The sequence below is a fragment of the Mucilaginibacter sp. 3215 genome (assembly GCF_050433785.1).
Classification (GTDB): domain Bacteria; phylum Bacteroidota; class Bacteroidia; order Sphingobacteriales; family Sphingobacteriaceae; genus Mucilaginibacter.
Genome location: NZ_JBNPWO010000025.1, coordinates 52,274 through 67,658, shown reverse-complemented (window position 1 = coordinate 67,658; position 15,385 = coordinate 52,274). Strand labels below are relative to the sequence as shown.

The window sequence follows — 15,385 nt, the reverse complement described above, 5'->3', positions numbered from 1 at the left end:
GTCAAAAGTCTTAAAAAGACTAAGGCTGTTGAATTATTAAAAAATCGACTAAAGGGTAAAACTATTTGATGTGTTTTGAATTTACTCTTTAATCCAAATAAAAGGCAAAGTTATTAAAAAAGTACTCAAAATATTCCTGGGCCTGGTATTGTTCATTTTATTGACATTGAGCATACTTTTGCTCACGTTTCAATTTAAGCCGGTACAAACCTGGGCTGCCAAAAAAGCGGCAGCTTACATTGCCGGCGAATTGAAAACCAAGGTTGGGATTAAAAGCCTTTACCTGAGGCCATTTCGCTCGGTGGTAATTGAGGGGCTTTATATTTTGGATAAGAAACAGGATACTTTACTAAGCACACCCCGATTAGCTGTTGATATTGAGGGTTTTTATCTTTTCAGAAGTATTAAACGCCGTACCATCAACTTTTCCAATATCGAACTGGATAATGGATCCTTCTATCTCAAAAAACAAAAAGACAGTACTACCAACCTGCAATTTGTTATAGATTATTTTAATTCGGCGGATACCACCAAAAAAACCCAAAACAAACCCTGGACGCTAAATTTTGGCACCATCGCTATTAATAACTTTCATTTCAGGTACAAGAACAGCCTGCGCGATACAGTAATAGCCGGGGTTAACTTTAACGACCTGGATGTGCAGCATTTCAGCACGCTGATACAGGGTATGGATTTAAAGAACCACCTGTTTAAAGCTAATATAAAAAGCTTAAGCCTGCATGAAAAAAGCGGCTTTACGGTAAAACACTTCGCATCGGATGCTACGATCGATACCAACCAGATCATGCTGAAGCACCTGGCCATTCAAACGCCCCGATCAGACCTAAAGGATTATTTCAGGATGAAGTTTAAATCGTTTGATGATTTTGACGATTTTGAAAATAAGGTACACATGGATGCCAGCTTTAAATCGTCACGCATTTCGTCATCGGATATCGCCTACTTTACCAGTTCATTAAAAAAAGTGAGTTTTGATTTGGGTATTGACGGGCAAGCCAAAGGTTATGTGAACAACCTCAAAGCCAAAAAAGTGACCATTACCGGCGGGCAGGCCACTTTTGTTAAAGGCGATTTTAACCTGCACAACCTTACCGATTGGGATAACGCATTCCTTGAGCTAAAATTTGACCAGGTTGCCTCCAACAAAAAAGACCTTGATTACCTGATCAGCCATTTTTCGGGAACGCCTACAGAAAAGGCTCCGGCCATACTTTCCAAATTCGGCAACTTTAATTTTACCGGCAGGTTTACCGGCTCGCAGAATGATTTTGTTGCCTATGGTATTTTTAAAACTGCACTCGGTCGTTTTGATTCAGACATCAACCTTAAAATTGATAAAAATGACCGCCCAAGCTACAGCGGCAGGGTTAACGCCTATGCTTTTGACCTGGGCACCCTGCTTGATCAAAGCGATTTGGGCAGGGCCACCTTTACTTCAAACATACAGGGCAGCGGCGACGCGCTGAAAAGCCTTACTGAAAAAGTGGATGCAAAAATCGCATCCATCACCTATAATAACTACACCTATAACAGGCTTACACTTAACGGCAGTTTTATAAACAGGCTGGCCAACGCTCATATTACCATAAACGACAGGAACATAAAGCTTGACCTTAAAGGTAAGGTTAACCTTAACCCCGCTTTGCCAACTTATGATTTAACTGCCGATATCAAAGACGCTAACCTGAACAAGCTTGGTTTTACCAAAGATACTTTGACTGTAAGCACACTGCTTAAAACCCAGTTTAAAGGCGATGACCTGGCCAATTTGCAGGGTAACATCCTGTTTTCGCCGGCAAGGGTGGTCAATCCACGAAATAATTATGCCGTTGATTCTCTGTTTCTATCAGCCGAAGGCATGGGTAATAACCGCACCATTGCTTTAAAATCTGACTTTGCCGATGGTAGCATCAAGGGCAAATACGATCTTGCAACCCTGCCTTCATATTTTAAAACCATTGTTAAAAAGTATATCCCTTCCATAAAAACAACTATAGTGCCGCCTAAGCCTGAGGAGTTTGATTTTTCGCTGAACCTTAAAAACCTCGATCCGCTTACAGCCATCTTCCTGCCCGATCTGAAAATTCCTGAGCAAGGAACTTTTGTTGGGCAGTTTAACTCGGAAAAGAAAACAGCTACGCTATCGGGCTATATTAAAACGCTTAAATACGGCAAAACAGTTTTCCATGATTTTATTATTGACGAAAACACTACCGATAGTTTGCTGGGCCTCAACGTGTCCCTGAGGAGGGTTGACCTAACCGACAGTCTTTTTATCAAGGATATCAACATTACCAACTTCCTGAAAAACGACAGCCTTAACTTTAACGTTAAGCTCTCCGATAAAAACGCTGTTAACCAGCTGGACCTTTACGGCCTGGTTGAATTTGGCCGCGATACTACGGCCAAGCTGAAGCTGCTGCCATCAGACATCATACTGGAAAAAGAGAAATGGAAGATACAGGAGCAGGTACGGATCCGTTTATTGGATGGCAAAACGCAGGTATCGGGCTTTGAGCTTTCAAACGGGCCGCAAAAAGTATTTATCGATGGCTTTATATCCGATAACCCTGCTGATGAATTAAAGCTGTCGTTCCAGAAGTTTAACATGCGTACGTTTAACCAGCTCACGCGTACTTCGGGGGTAAACTTAAAGGGCTACCTGGATGGCGATGTTAAACTAACCTCGGTGCTCAAATCTCCGGGCATCGATTCGCATTTAACCATTGATTCACTTACCATGAACAAAACGCTGATAGGTAATGTGAAACTGGCCACCACGCTTGGTAACGACCGTAAACAAGCCGATGTTAATATGAATATCATTAACCGCGGGCTGGAAACCATGAACATTGGCGGCACCTACTCGTTTGGCAAAGAGACTGATGATAACCTTGATTTTGATATCAAGATGAACCAAACCGAAGCCATTATATTTGAGCCTTTTGTTAAAGACCTTGTTTCGGATATAAAAGGCCATGTTTCAACCGACCTGAAACTTACCGGCAAGCCCTCAAACCCGCAACTTAATGGCACCGTTACCCTTGTTAATACCGGCCTTACCGTTAATTATTTAAAAACAGCTTACACGGTTAATAATAAGCTGGATGTCAATAACAGCATTATCAGCATTAAGGATATGGTTTTGAAAGACATTCACAAAGGTACCGGAACCGCCAATGGTACCGTAAACCTCAATAACCTATCCAACCCGGATATTGATGTAACCCTTAAAGCCAATAACCTGATGGCCCTGAATACCACATTCAAGGACAATCACCTTTATTATGGTACAGCTTATGGCACAGGCACTTTCAGCTTTAATGGCCCGGTTGATAATATGAAGATTGATATTACTGCAAGCACCAACGCCGGTACTGTTTTCAATATCCCGCTCAATACTTCATCAACCGCCAATGATTACGATTTCATCAAATTTGTAAGCCATAGTGATACCGCCAAAGTTGTTGCCAAAGAGCGTGCTTTTAATGGTGTTACCCTAAACTTTGATTTGAGCGCCGATGAAAAAACTATTGTAAAAATAGCTACTGATTATGGACAACTTGAGGGCAGCGGCGTAGCCCGTAATTTAAAATTGAATATTAACAGCCTGGGCGATTTTGAGATGTACGGTGACTTTTTGATATCATCGGGCAAGTTTGAATTTACTGCCAAAAACTTTATCAGTAAAAACTTTACAGTAAGCCAGGGCGGTACCATCAGGTGGACAGGTAACCCCTCAAATGCCGAGATTAACCTTAAAGCCCTGTATGAGGTGCGTACCAGTAAGGCGCCGCTGTACACTGCCGCGGGTTTACAAACCCCTACCTCGGGGCAGCAAACGCTGGTTCAAGCCGAGCTGATCCTGACCAAATCTCTATTACAGCCTAATATTGATTTTGACTTTAACTTCCCTACCGATCCTTCGGTTAAAGATGATCTGTCAACTTACCTTGCCGATGCCAATAACCGGAGCCAGCAGGCTATCAGCATTATTGTTCGCCGTAACTTTACATCAAACAGTAATAACTTAACCAACCAGGTGCTGGGCACTGCCGGCGAAGCGGTGAGCGAATTTGCATTTAACAAGCTTAACAGCCTGATTTCGCAATCGAACATTAAATATTTTGATTTGAACATTCGCTCATTAAATGAAGCAAGCGCATCGTTTAGGTTTTATGGCGACAGGCTTACCTTTAATGGAAGCTTGTTCAGCAACAATGGCTCAAATGATATTTTTAATAATAACAACAGCAACCTGTTTAACCAACGGTTTAACAGCCTCACTAAAGACTTTGAGGCCTTATACAAGATACGCCGTGATGGCAACCTAACGGCAAGATACTCTTACAGGGCGTTAAACAACGTAACCTTAAGCAGCCTTACAGACGTGCTGGCGCCGCAGTATGTAAACGGGTTAGGTTTGGTTTACCAGAGAGACTTTGATACCTTCGGCGAGTTTATCCGGAACATATTCAGACAGGGCCGCCGCAAAAATGCGCCGGTTAACCCCGCTCCTATCCCATCGTCAATTACCACTCCGGCAACCAGGCCAGATGAAGATGAGGACCAGTAGAGCCGAAGGCTTAAAGCTAAAAGCCAAAAGCTTTCCTGCACAAATACATTGAATAGTAAAAGGCTTAAAGCAGATCGCTTTAAGCCTTTTACTATAAATTATTTATTTCGCTTTGGGCTTTCAGCTTATAACGATCAATGATCCCGCATAATGGCATGGTCCATCTTGTCGCGTTTGGTGCGCAGGTAAGCTTCGTTGTGAGGGTTTGACGCTATTTCGATAGGTACGTTTTCAACAACTTCCAAACCGTAGCCGATAAGGCCTGCCCGTTTCTTAGGGTTATTGCTCATCAAACGCATTTTGGTGATACCGAGGCTGCGCAGGATCTGTGCACCGATGCCATAATCGCGCTGATCCATCTTAAAGCCCAGCTTCAGGTTAGCGTCAACAGTATCATAACCGTTTTCCTGCAAATGATAGGCCCTCAATTTATTGATGAGGCCAATGCCCCGGCCTTCCTGGTTCATATAAACAATAGCACCCTTACCTTCCTTGCTGATCATCTCCATTGCTTTATGCAACTGCGGACCGCAATCGCAACGGCATGAACCAAATATGTCGCCGGTAACGCATGAACTATGCACGCGGACCAAAATAGGCTCACCAGGCTCCCAGGTTCCTTTTACCAGAGCGAGGTGATTTTCGCCGGTATCAACCTGGGTATAAGCTATCATATCAAAATCGCCCCATTCGGTAGGCATTTTAACAGCCACTTCACGTCTTACCATCGACTCATGCTCCAGGCGATAAGCGATCAAATCTCTGATAGATACAATTTTAAGATTAAATTCTTTGGCTATCTCCAGCAGATCGGGCAGGCGGGCCATGTCGCCGTCTTCCTTCATAATCTCGCAGATAACGCCGGCAGGTTCAAAACCGGCTAAAACGGCCAGGTCAATCGCAGCTTCTGTATGCCCGGTACGGCGCAGTACACCACCATCCTTGGCTATCAGCGGGAAAATATGCCCCGGGCGACCAAGGTCTTCGGGTTTAGTAGCCGGATCGATCAGCGCAAGTGTGGTTTTTGACCTGTCGCTTGCAGAAATACCTGTAGTACAGCCATGACCAAGCAAATCGACAGAAACCGTAAAATTAGTTTCGTGCGATGTGGTATTGTGGCTTACCATAGGCATCAAGTCAAGTTCGCGCGCCCTTTGCGCTGTAATTGGGGCGCAAACCAGGCCGCGGCCATGGCGTACCATAAAATTAATTGTTTCGGGGGTGGCATTGCGGGCGGCCGTTAAAAAGTCGCCCTCGTTTTCACGATCTTCGTCATCAACTACGATAATTGTTTTACCTGCTTTGATTTCTTCAATCGCTTCCTGTATGGTGTTTAACATTCTATACTTACTTGTTGGGCAGCGCCTAAACGCTTGTTTAATCTAAATCAAATTTAACGCATATTACTATGACTTGGGTCGGCCTTGTGTAAAATGATAATGCTTTTATAATATGGCGTTTATTAAATATACCGTTAATGACCGTGGCGGGTTGCCTTGGGCTTAAACTTTGCCGCCACACGGTTTACAAAGCGTTTATAAATCTCCATATCAAACAGGGCGGAGTCTGTAGCCGCTTTATAAGAGAGGAACAAACCGATAGGCAGCAACGTGATAATAGAAATCCACATGCCCAGGTACTTATTAATATCGCCGCCCTTAACCGATTTTTCGCCAATAGTGGTAATGATATAGTAAATCAGGAAAAATACCACCGAAACTACAACCGGCAAGCCCAAACCACCTTTGCGGATGATGGAGCCCAGCGGCGCACCGATTAAAAATAATACCAAACATGCTACCGAAAGGTTATATTTCTTTTGATACTCTACAAAATACCTGCGGATGCCTTCCGAATCGCCTTTATACCTGTCGCTCCGGTTCTTGATCACATCCTTGATCGACCTTATTTCGGAAGCGGCACTGTTGAGGCTCATTTGCTGTTCGGATAAGGTAAGGCCCTGAAAAACATCTTTTTTAGGATCAAACTCTTTATATTTTTTAATAACCTTTGATTGCGCAGGTATTGAATAGTATTTAATGTATGGTGTAACCAGTTTATAATTCACCATCACATTGCTATCCACCGAACGCTGCGACGAATCGAGATAATGCCTCAGCTGTTTAATGTTCATCATTTGCGATGCCTGCTTAAACTCGCTTTCATTGGTACGGGTAAGCTTAAATGCCGACAGATCAAACTTGGTTTCGGTTTCCTTAAAACGCTGGCGTAAAAGACGCTGCCGGGTATTATATGTGGCATTTTCGGAAGCGGTTTCTTCATATCGCACCCCATCTTTTAAACGCAATACCAGGTATTTATCGCCCATGGTACGGAACATGGTGCCTTCGCGGGCCAGAATTACTGAATTGTTATTATCACCATTCGGGCTTTTTTGATAGATCATGATATCATACAAACGCTGACCATCGGGATCCTTACGTTTTACACGGATGGTATAGCCGGGAAAACTGGTACTGAACACCCCCTCGGGCAGTAAATCGGCCGATTTTTGTTTCCGGGCATCATACAACAGCGAATAATATTTAAGGTTGGCCACCGGCAGCATATAATCCGAAAAAAAGAACGCCGCGATACTAAGGATTGTAATGATGACGATCATAGGGTACATAGCCCGTTTTAATGAAATACCGGCCGCCTTAATTGCTACCAGCTCATAATTTTCACCAAGCGCACCGTAAGTCATAATGGTTGAAAGCAGGATGGACAACGGGAGGGCCATTTGAACATTGGTGGCCGAATTATACAACATGAGCTCCAGGATGGTATACCAGGCAAAGCCCTTGCCAATAAGGTCATCGATGTATTTAAACAAAAACAACATCAACAACACAAACATCACGATGAAAAGCGTAACCAAAAAAGGCCTTATAAATGATTTAAGGAGTAAAAGGTGAATCTTCTTCATTAGTGCTATTTGCAATTAACAGGGGCAAAACCAGTTAGCCGCACAGTTAAAACCCTTTAACGTGCAAAACCAGTTCAGCGTACAAAATTAGCTAAAATAAAGTTTTATCAGGCGCCCAATACACTTATGAGGTAATCGATAGAGTTATCCCAGATCTGCTTTCGTTCTGTAATGGCATCTTCGGTGGCAAAATCAGTAATGGCCAGGGCTACATCATTGGTAAGTTCATCCTGCATTATTTCCATTTCAAAATAATACTGGGCATCATCATCGAGCCATTTAAAACGTACGGATCTGTTTTCCTTAACTGAACAAAGTTTGGCTTTTTGCGATTCGTCATCCCATGTAAAAGTATAAACATGGTCACGAATATTAACCTCATCGGCAAACCATTGAGACAAGCCATTAGGCTCGCTTAAGAAGCTGAACAGGATACGCGGAGATGACTTAATCTCGTACTCAATGGTAAATTTTTTCTTTTCGGACATTCGGTTTACACTTAAAAAAACAGGAACAAAAGTAAATGTGAAACATTTTTTCTAAAGAAAACGAATTTCTACTATATTTGCAAACCTTTTTAGGGACGGCCATTTGTTTTATAGCAAAGCCACTCTTTTTATTAACCACAAAAAGAGCCATAAAAATAAAAACGGCGGGGTAGCTCAGATGGTTAGAGCGTAGGATTCATAACCCTAAGGTCGGCAGTTCGATCCTGCTCCCCGCTACTTAAGGAAACACCACCCTGTGGCCGTTTCCTTTTTTTATGCTAATAAAAATCTATAAGGCAGACAATTACAATCCGAGCTTTACTAATTCGATTTTAGTAAAGAAATTCGTAAACCGGTTGTAGCTAACAGTCAAAAAAATAAGATGGCACTACGATCAACAATCTTTTTGCAGTTCGATTTCTCCTTAAGGTTCATCTCGCCCAGAGACTACTAAATCACGATCAAAAATATCAGCAAAAAGGTACTCTTTTAAAATACGCCCATCCGCGATTATCTTCCTGCGGAATTGGTGCGATTTCTATTCTAACAACGTCTTTTATTCCGGCTGCCTCACGCTCGTCTATTAATGCTTTAACAGTGTTTAATGCTAATATACATGGTGAAAAACCGACATAAGCATAGAGATGTGTTAATGCTTCCTTGATCTCGTTAACGGTTAAGCCATTTTCTAACACCGCTGTTAACGCTTGCTTTAATTTGGGAATATTGCCGACCGAAGTGAATGCAGATATTTTGTCCAGATCCTGTTGCCGGGTATTTAATATTTGAGCACTATTTCCATGATAAATGTGTGTTAAACCGATCCTGCATTAAGAGGCAGGACCGGCTGTTAAAATTTAAATTAGCGGTTGATGCTTTTTTGCATAGCAGCCGGATACCGGTCGCCTACAATTTTTATCTGAGCAGCGGTATCTTCAATATCTTTCAGATCAGCAGGTGTTAACTCAACTTCAACACCTCCCAAATTCTCATCCAGGCGGTGGATTTTAGTAGTTCCCGGAATCGGAACGATCCACGGTTTTTGTGCCAGTACCCATGCAATAGCAATCTGTGCCGGTGTGGCATCTTTATCTTTGGCGATTTTACCGATCAGGTCGATCAATGCCTGGTTTGCTTCGATTGCCTCTTTCTGAAAACGCGGAAAATTGGCGCGCACATCTTTGTCCCCAAACTGAGTATCTTCTGTAATCTTACCGGTCAAAAACCCTTTACCAAGCGGGCTAAACGGAACAAAGCCGACACCCAGTTCTTCCAGGGTAGGTATGATGGTTTCTTCGGGTTCTCTCCACCATAACGAAAATTCGCTTTGTAATGCGGTTAATGGTTGAACAGCATGCGCTTTGCGGATGGAATCGACACCAGCCTCACTCATACCGAAGAATTTAACTTTACCTTCCTTTATCAGGTCTTGAACGGTTCCGGCTACATCTTCCATCGGCACATTAACATCTACACGGTGTTGATAGTAAAGATCAATAGCATCTCTTTTCAGTCGTTTTAGCGACCCCTCAATACTTTTACGGATCGTATCGGGGCGGCTATCCATCAGCTGTTTGCCATCTTCTATTTTGACGCCAAATTTACTGGCAATTTTTACTTCGTGGCCAAATGGTGCCAATGCTTCTCCCACAAGTTCTTCATTGGCAAACGGGCCATAAACTTCAGCGGTATCGAAAAAGCTAACGCCTTTTTCTACTGCACGACGAATCAATTTGATCATATCATTTTTGTCTGCAGCAGGGCCATAACCAAAGCTCATACCCATACAGCCTAAGCCAATAGCTGAAACTTCTAAACCCTGGCTTCCTAATTTTCTTGTTTTCATAATATACCTATTTATATGTTTTTAAATCAAGCGTATTTTTTTCGGGGCGTTAAGCCCTTGTTAATATCCAGCAGAAATGGTGCGGCCCTACAGTGGCAACATATTTCCGCCGTCAAGATTATTGTTATCCTAAATACCCTTACCATAGTCTAATTATTGATAATTAAGATTTTGTTGAAATGTATTTATAACAGTCTTAGGCTATGGTAAAACCACCGTCAGGCGCAACGGCCTGTCCGACCATAAAACCTGCAAGCGGACTGCAAAGCCAAAGAATGGTTGAAGCGATTTCGTCTTCCTTACCCACTCTTGCCATTGGAATGGATCTGATGATCGCGTCCATGTGCTCAGGCGCATCCTTAATGGCTTTGGAAACCATCGGCGTTTCGATGACACCAGGGCAAATGGCATTGATGCGAATACCTCTTGCAGCATACTCTAAGGCCGATGATTTGGTTAAACCCAGCACGCCATGTTTGGCAGCGGTGTAAGCGCCTAAGTTGGCGGTGCCGATCAGGCCACCTTGTGAGGAACAGTTGACAATAGCACCACTCCCTTGTTCGCGCATATGGCGCAGTTCATATTTCAGGCAGTTAAAAACGCCCCGAAGGTTTACTGCTATAGCGCGGTCAAAGTCTTCCCCCAATGCATCAGCAGTTTCCGCTACCGGCACTTGTATACCTGCATTGTTATAGGCTGCATCCAGGCCCCCCAGTGTAGTAATAGTATATTCCACCATTGCTGCAACTTCTGCTTCGTTACTTACGTCACAGCCGATGCCTATGGCCTTATATCCGGCCTGCGTCAGTTCGCTTGCCACCGCCTTAACGGCTGGTTCATCCACATCGGCCAGGGCAACTGCTGCGCCTGCCTGCGCAAAGGCTTTAGCTGTTGCCAGGCCAAGGCCCGATGCTGCACCTGTAACCAGAACCACTTTGTTACTGAATGAGATTTCCATATTTTCTATGTTTAACATTGATAGTGCAAAATTAGCCCGCGTATAGAAATGTTAACTTATACGTTTTACGGGGATGCTTACCATTTTTACATATTGTGACCGGCAGAAGCCGTTGCTGGAATGAAAACCTGTAATTTTGAGTGTATTAATTCATCCGGTTATGGAACACAGCATCAACTTCGACAGTGTGAGCTCCTATAATAAGTTTGGTAATCACCCGACCTATCATCCGCTGATCAGCGTTTTGGATTTGTCCAGGGCGAAGCCCAATCAAATTAAGCACATGCACATGGGTATTTATGCCATTAGTTTGAAAGGCGTAAAAGTTGGCGACCTCCGTTACGGAAAAGGTCATTATGACTTTCAGGAAGGAACGCTGGTGTTCTTCTCACCGGGGCAGGTTCTTCATATTGAAAGCAATGAAGAATGGCGCCAACCCCAGGGACTGATACTTGTTTTTCATCCTGACCTGATACGCGGCACTAACCTTGCCCGTCATTTTCATGAGTATAATTTCTTTAGCTATAAGGTTAATGAAGGGCTGCATCTTTCAGAAGATGAGCAGGAGATTATCAAAGACTGCTTTGCGAAAATCGAAACGGAAACGAAACGCCCTATTGACAAACACAGCAAACAAGTCATCGTAGCTAATCTGGAATTGCTGCTGACTTATTGTGTACGTTTCTATGACCGTCAATTTATTACCCGGGAAACAGTGAATAAGGGTATCCTCGAACGCTTTGAAAGTTTATTGAATGGTTATTTAACTTCTGACAAACCGCAAACAATTGGCTTACCGGCTGTAAAATACTTTGCAGACGAACTCAACCTATCGGCTAACTACTTCGGCGACCTGATCAAAAAAGAAACCGGCAAAACACCGCTTGAATTTATCCAGCTCAAACTGATCGACGCGGCAAAAGAGAAAATCTTTGACGACCGGAAAACCATCAGTCAGATAGCCTATGAATTGGGCTTCAAATACCCATCACACTTTACCCGCCTGTTTAAACAACAGGTAGGTGTCACGCCAAATGAATACAGGAGATTGAATTGAAACCAAGCATCTACCTTGAGAGTTCCCGAACATTGTTATGATGCAGAAAAAAGTTCGAGAAATACGATGCGCCGCTCTCGAACTTTTTTCTAAAACACCATTTTACGCAAATCCTCCAAGAAAAAGTTCGACATATGTATATGGCTACATTTCAAGCAAAAAGCCTTGAAGTTCGAACTTTCATATTTGATCTTTTATGATTTCTATGGCATCAGATAGTTCCTTCTCATTTCGGGCTACTGCCAACACGCTATCTTTGTCATTACTCATAAACTGCTATGAACCTGGCGTTCTAACTAACGTGTCGTCCAATTATTCTTTATGGCTTCCGCTATGTAAAAATCTCTTTTATCTGAATTATCGATGCGCAATATTCTCTTGTAATGTGTCCGGCCCAATTGCGAACGAAGTGCGTTCGCAATTGGAAACATGCTATAAAACTGCCTAAATAATTCTATCTGCCGTTTCGAAAACCCACTGCCATATTCCGGTTTTGAAGAAGAGCAGCAAGAAAAAGATCTGGCTTAATAATGGAGTTAATGCAATGGATTTACCTGCTTGGGCGAAAAACCGAAATGCCGTGAAAAACTTGCTGAAAAGCTTGCCGGACTGCTGAAACCAACCTGGTAAGCTACTTCTGCAATGGTGGCAGTGCGGCGCGCCAGGAGATCGTGTGCGTGCTGTAGCCGTATTTCGCGCACCAGTTCGCCAGGGGCCCGGCCAGTTATTGCCTTTAATTTTCGATGCAGCTGAATCCTGCTCACACCAATATCCCCGGCCAACTGATCGGTTCCATAGCTGTTATCATCCAGGTTATTTTCAACCGCGGCTTTTATCTTATTTAAAAAAGCCTGCTCTATCGTCGGCATATTGGGCAACTCTATCAGCCATCTCTTGTGCATTGCAACATGTTGTTTCAAAATATTGCGCGTCTCGATCAGGTTCCCGATCAGCGCCAGCAGTTCGCGCTTCTCAAAAGGTTTGGCAAGATAAGCATCGGCTCCTGTTTGAATGCCTTTTACGCGGCTATCTACGTCGGCCTTTGCCGTCAGCATGATGACCGGGATATGGCTTGTCCGTTCGTCTTTTTTCAATATCCCGCACAACTCATAACCATCTGTATCGGGCATCATCACATCGGTAATAATGAGTGCCGGAATTTGTTCTATACCCATGGTGATTCCTGCCTTGCCGTCCGAAGCGGTAATTACCCGGTACTGCTCCGCAAGCTGACGTTCAATAAAGTCACGGAGCTCCCGGTGATCCTCTACCAGCAAAATCAAGTCCATATCGGTCTCGGTTTTATCAGGTTTTGCTTCTTCACTTTCAGGGGTTGCTTTCATGGTCTTAAATTCCACTACACCCTCATGAGCGCTCGCCGCTTCGTCCAAAGGCAACTGGATCACCACTTCGGTAAACGCCCCTTCCCAGCTATTTGCCGCAATACTGCCGCCCATTAGCTCAATCAGTTCCTTACAAAGTGCCAACCCGATACCGCTTCCTTCGGCAGCCTGGCTGCCCGGCGAATTGACCTGGTAAAACCGACTGAAAATATAGGGAAGCTTTGATCTGGGTATCCCTTTACCTGTATCGCGAACGCGAACAACATATTGATTCCCGGACATCCCATCATCGTGATAAAGAAAAATCTCCACCCTGCCGATCGCAGTGAATTTTACCGCATTCCCGATAACGTTCAACATGACCTTATCCAATTTATCCCGGTCTGCCATTACCCAAAGTTCGCGATAGTTTGACCGGAAATGCAGTGTGATACCCTTTTGCAATGCAAGCGGCTCGAAACTTTGGACATGGCCTAATAATAACGCATTTAAATCGAGCTGTTCGTACAACAATTCCATTAATCCCTGCTCCAGTTTACTCAGATCAAGCAACTGGTTGATAAGCCTCAGCAAGCGCTCGGCATTATTCAGGATCATTCGGTAATCCCGCAGCAATGATGGATCGGAGGTCTTGCCGGCAAGTTCCTTAACCGGATTGAGGATGAGCGTTAACGGCGTCCGGAATTCGTGCGCAATATTGCCGAAGAACCTTGATTTAACAGCGTCCAGTTCACGCAGTTTATCCGCCTTTTCTTTTAGTTCTGCCGTGCGTTGCTGTACAATAGCTTCTAATTTCCGGGCTTCAGCCGCAACCTGTTCGGTTCTTTCAGCTTCTTTTGCCAGTGCAAAAGCCGACAATGCTTCAACCTCGGCCAACTGTGCGGCCAATTGCTGGTTTGTGCCGGCATAATCGAGCGCGAGATAAAGGGAGAGGCACACCGGTAAAACAAGTTCGCCCGCGCTCATCACAAATACCCGCATTGAATTATAACCGTAAGGCCATACGCCGAACGTATCATCCCAGCAAAAAATATAAACCAGGAAAACGGCCATTACACCCGTTGTAACCAACCACGCCTTGCGCCTGCCTTTACGTATGAGGTGATATACACAGATAAAGCCATCCACATTACAAACCAGGAAAACTGATGAAAAAAAATCAGGAAAATCAGTTTCCTTTAATATATAAAATTTATAAAAGTAAAAAAGTAAATAGGCCGAGCATACACACGCCAGGATAATCTGGCGCCAGCGATGTACCTGGCCATAATCTAACTTATACAACAAAATGAGGCCCCACCACAACAGCAACACCTTCAGGTTATAGGTCATGTAATGAGCAATATATTGCAGCTGCGGATGGCCGGTTAAATAAAAAAGGTATATACCCCCGCTGGTGATGCCTGTTAGCATAACAAACAATGCGTAATAAAAATTCAGCTTCTGCTTCGGATAAAACAGAAAAAGCAAAAAGTGCAGCAAGCCAAGAATGAAGGCGGCGGCGGCACACATTGGCACAAAATTATATAGTGTCCGGGCGCGCATTATCCGCTTGCTATACAAATCGTAATTGGTAAGTAACACTTCAAAGCCTACAAAATTACGGTATACACCAAAAGGGTTGGCGTAGTGAATAGTTATCAGATGCGGCGTATTGCCCTTTAACCAAAAGGGTATCATCTCCAATGGTGCCCGGTTGGCTTCCGTTGCTTCAACCGGGTGGCCGATTTTGCCATAGCCGCCTGTTGGCTCACCATCAATAAATATTTCCGACGCGCCGTCATGATTAATGCGCAGGCCAAATTTTTGGCCGGCCACATCCTTACCTGCTTTTACCCAAATATTAAACCAGCCAACACCTTTCCACCCGGCGGGTAGCTTGTCTGCGCCAAACGCCGTATAACGTACAGCTTCCCAGCCGTCGGAACGGACATCAGGCGGTGTATTTGCGCTATTTATTTCAGGATGAAAGAACCAGTGTTTATCACGCAGTGATATTTCATTGTAAACACCAAAATCTTTGTGATGCAGGGTTACCGTGTCTTGTGCATTGGCCGTACCGAAAAAAGCCAAAAGCAAAAGCAACAAGACGAAGGTACATTTAGCTGGATGCATGCTGAGATTAAGTTTGCGTAAACTGCCGGGATTTTATAATCAAAAATAATAT

General features: G+C 43.8%; 9 protein-coding genes and 1 tRNA gene. 3 read left to right on the top strand and 7 right to left on the bottom strand.

Going from position 1 to position 15,385, the window contains the following annotated elements; genetic code table 11:
- Positions 1-166 precede the first annotated feature (166 nt).
- Positions 167-4,597 carry a translocation/assembly module TamB domain-containing protein gene (locus ABIC84_RS25450; protein WP_429265400.1) on the top strand — a complete coding sequence of 1,477 codons (4,431 nt, stop codon included), beginning with the start codon at positions 167-169 and terminating at the stop codon, positions 4,595-4,597.
- Positions 4,598-4,731: 134 nt separating this feature from the next.
- On the opposite strand, the gene ABIC84_RS25445 is transcribed toward ABIC84_RS25450, so the two are convergent.
- The 3 genes from ABIC84_RS25445 to ABIC84_RS25435 all read right to left on the bottom strand — a co-directional run bounded on the left by ABIC84_RS25445 (position 4,732) and on the right by ABIC84_RS25435 (position 8,014).
- Complete coding sequence (locus ABIC84_RS25445) at positions 4,732-5,937, bottom strand: bifunctional 3,4-dihydroxy-2-butanone-4-phosphate synthase/GTP cyclohydrolase II (protein ID WP_429265399.1); 1,206 nt, start codon at positions 5,935-5,937, stop codon at positions 4,732-4,734.
- Between the two features lie 134 nt (positions 5,938-6,071).
- The gene (locus tag ABIC84_RS25440; protein ID WP_429265398.1) at positions 6,072-7,526 is read right to left on the bottom strand and encodes an LptF/LptG family permease; all 1,455 of its coding nucleotides are present in this window, start codon (positions 7,524-7,526) and stop codon (positions 6,072-6,074) included.
- Between the two features lie 107 nt (positions 7,527-7,633).
- Positions 7,634-8,014, bottom strand: coding sequence for an START-like domain-containing protein (locus ABIC84_RS25435; RefSeq protein ID WP_090534561.1), 381 nt, complete (start codon positions 8,012-8,014; stop codon positions 7,634-7,636).
- Between the two features lie 163 nt (positions 8,015-8,177).
- Between ABIC84_RS25435 and ABIC84_RS25430 the strand changes: the two genes are divergently transcribed.
- Positions 8,178-8,251: transfer RNA gene (locus tag ABIC84_RS25430), tRNA-Met, on the top strand.
- A gap of 625 nt (positions 8,252-8,876) precedes the next feature.
- Here the strand turns inward: ABIC84_RS25430 and ABIC84_RS25425 are convergent.
- Positions 8,877-9,860 carry an aldo/keto reductase gene (locus ABIC84_RS25425; RefSeq protein WP_429265397.1) on the bottom strand — a complete coding sequence of 328 codons (984 nt, stop codon included), beginning with the start codon at positions 9,858-9,860 and terminating at the stop codon, positions 8,877-8,879.
- 196 nt (positions 9,861-10,056) lie between these two features.
- Complete coding sequence (locus tag ABIC84_RS25420; RefSeq protein WP_426582732.1) at positions 10,057-10,818, bottom strand: SDR family NAD(P)-dependent oxidoreductase; 762 nt, start codon at positions 10,816-10,818, stop codon at positions 10,057-10,059.
- A 160-nt stretch (positions 10,819-10,978) separates the two neighbouring features.
- Here ABIC84_RS25420 and ABIC84_RS25415 point away from each other — a divergent pair, with 160 nt between their 5' ends.
- Entirely contained in the window at positions 10,979-11,875 is an 897-nt protein-coding gene (locus ABIC84_RS25415) for a helix-turn-helix domain-containing protein (RefSeq protein WP_426582734.1), read from the top strand.
- A gap of 296 nt (positions 11,876-12,171) precedes the next feature.
- Here ABIC84_RS25415 and ABIC84_RS25410 read toward each other — a convergent pair whose 3' ends face one another.
- Both ABIC84_RS25410 and ABIC84_RS25405 read right to left on the bottom strand, forming a co-directional pair.
- Entirely contained in the window at positions 12,172-12,333 is a 162-nt protein-coding gene (locus ABIC84_RS25410) for a DUF1016 N-terminal domain-containing protein (protein ID WP_410505664.1), read from the bottom strand.
- 78 nt (positions 12,334-12,411) lie between these two features.
- Positions 12,412-15,333: a response regulator gene (locus ABIC84_RS25405; RefSeq protein WP_429265396.1), complete on the bottom strand. Its 2,922-nt coding sequence runs from the start codon at positions 15,331-15,333 to the stop codon at positions 12,412-12,414.
- Between the last annotated feature and the right edge of the window lie 52 nt (positions 15,334-15,385).

Bases quoted from the DNA above. Each gene is read 5' to 3' on its own strand.
- ABIC84_RS25445 (WP_429265399.1), bottom strand. From the start codon at position 5,937: ATGTTAAACACCATACAGGAAGCGATTGAAGAAATCAAAGCAGGTAAA.
- ABIC84_RS25440 (WP_429265398.1), bottom strand. From the start codon at position 7,526: ATGAAGAAGATTCACCTTTTACTCCTTAAATCATTTATAAGGCCTTTT.
- ABIC84_RS25435 (WP_090534561.1), bottom strand. From the start codon at position 8,014: ATGTCCGAAAAGAAAAAATTTACCATTGAGTACGAGATTAAGTCATCT.
- ABIC84_RS25425 (WP_429265397.1), bottom strand. From the start codon at position 9,860: ATGAAAACAAGAAAATTAGGAAGCCAGGGTTTAGAAGTTTCAGCTATT.
- ABIC84_RS25420 (WP_426582732.1), bottom strand. From the start codon at position 10,818: ATGGAAATCTCATTCAGTAACAAAGTGGTTCTGGTTACAGGTGCAGCA.
- ABIC84_RS25415 (WP_426582734.1), top strand. From the start codon at position 10,979: ATGGAACACAGCATCAACTTCGACAGTGTGAGCTCCTATAATAAGTTT.
- ABIC84_RS25405 (WP_429265396.1), bottom strand. From the start codon at position 15,333: ATGCATCCAGCTAAATGTACCTTCGTCTTGTTGCTTTTGCTTTTGGCT.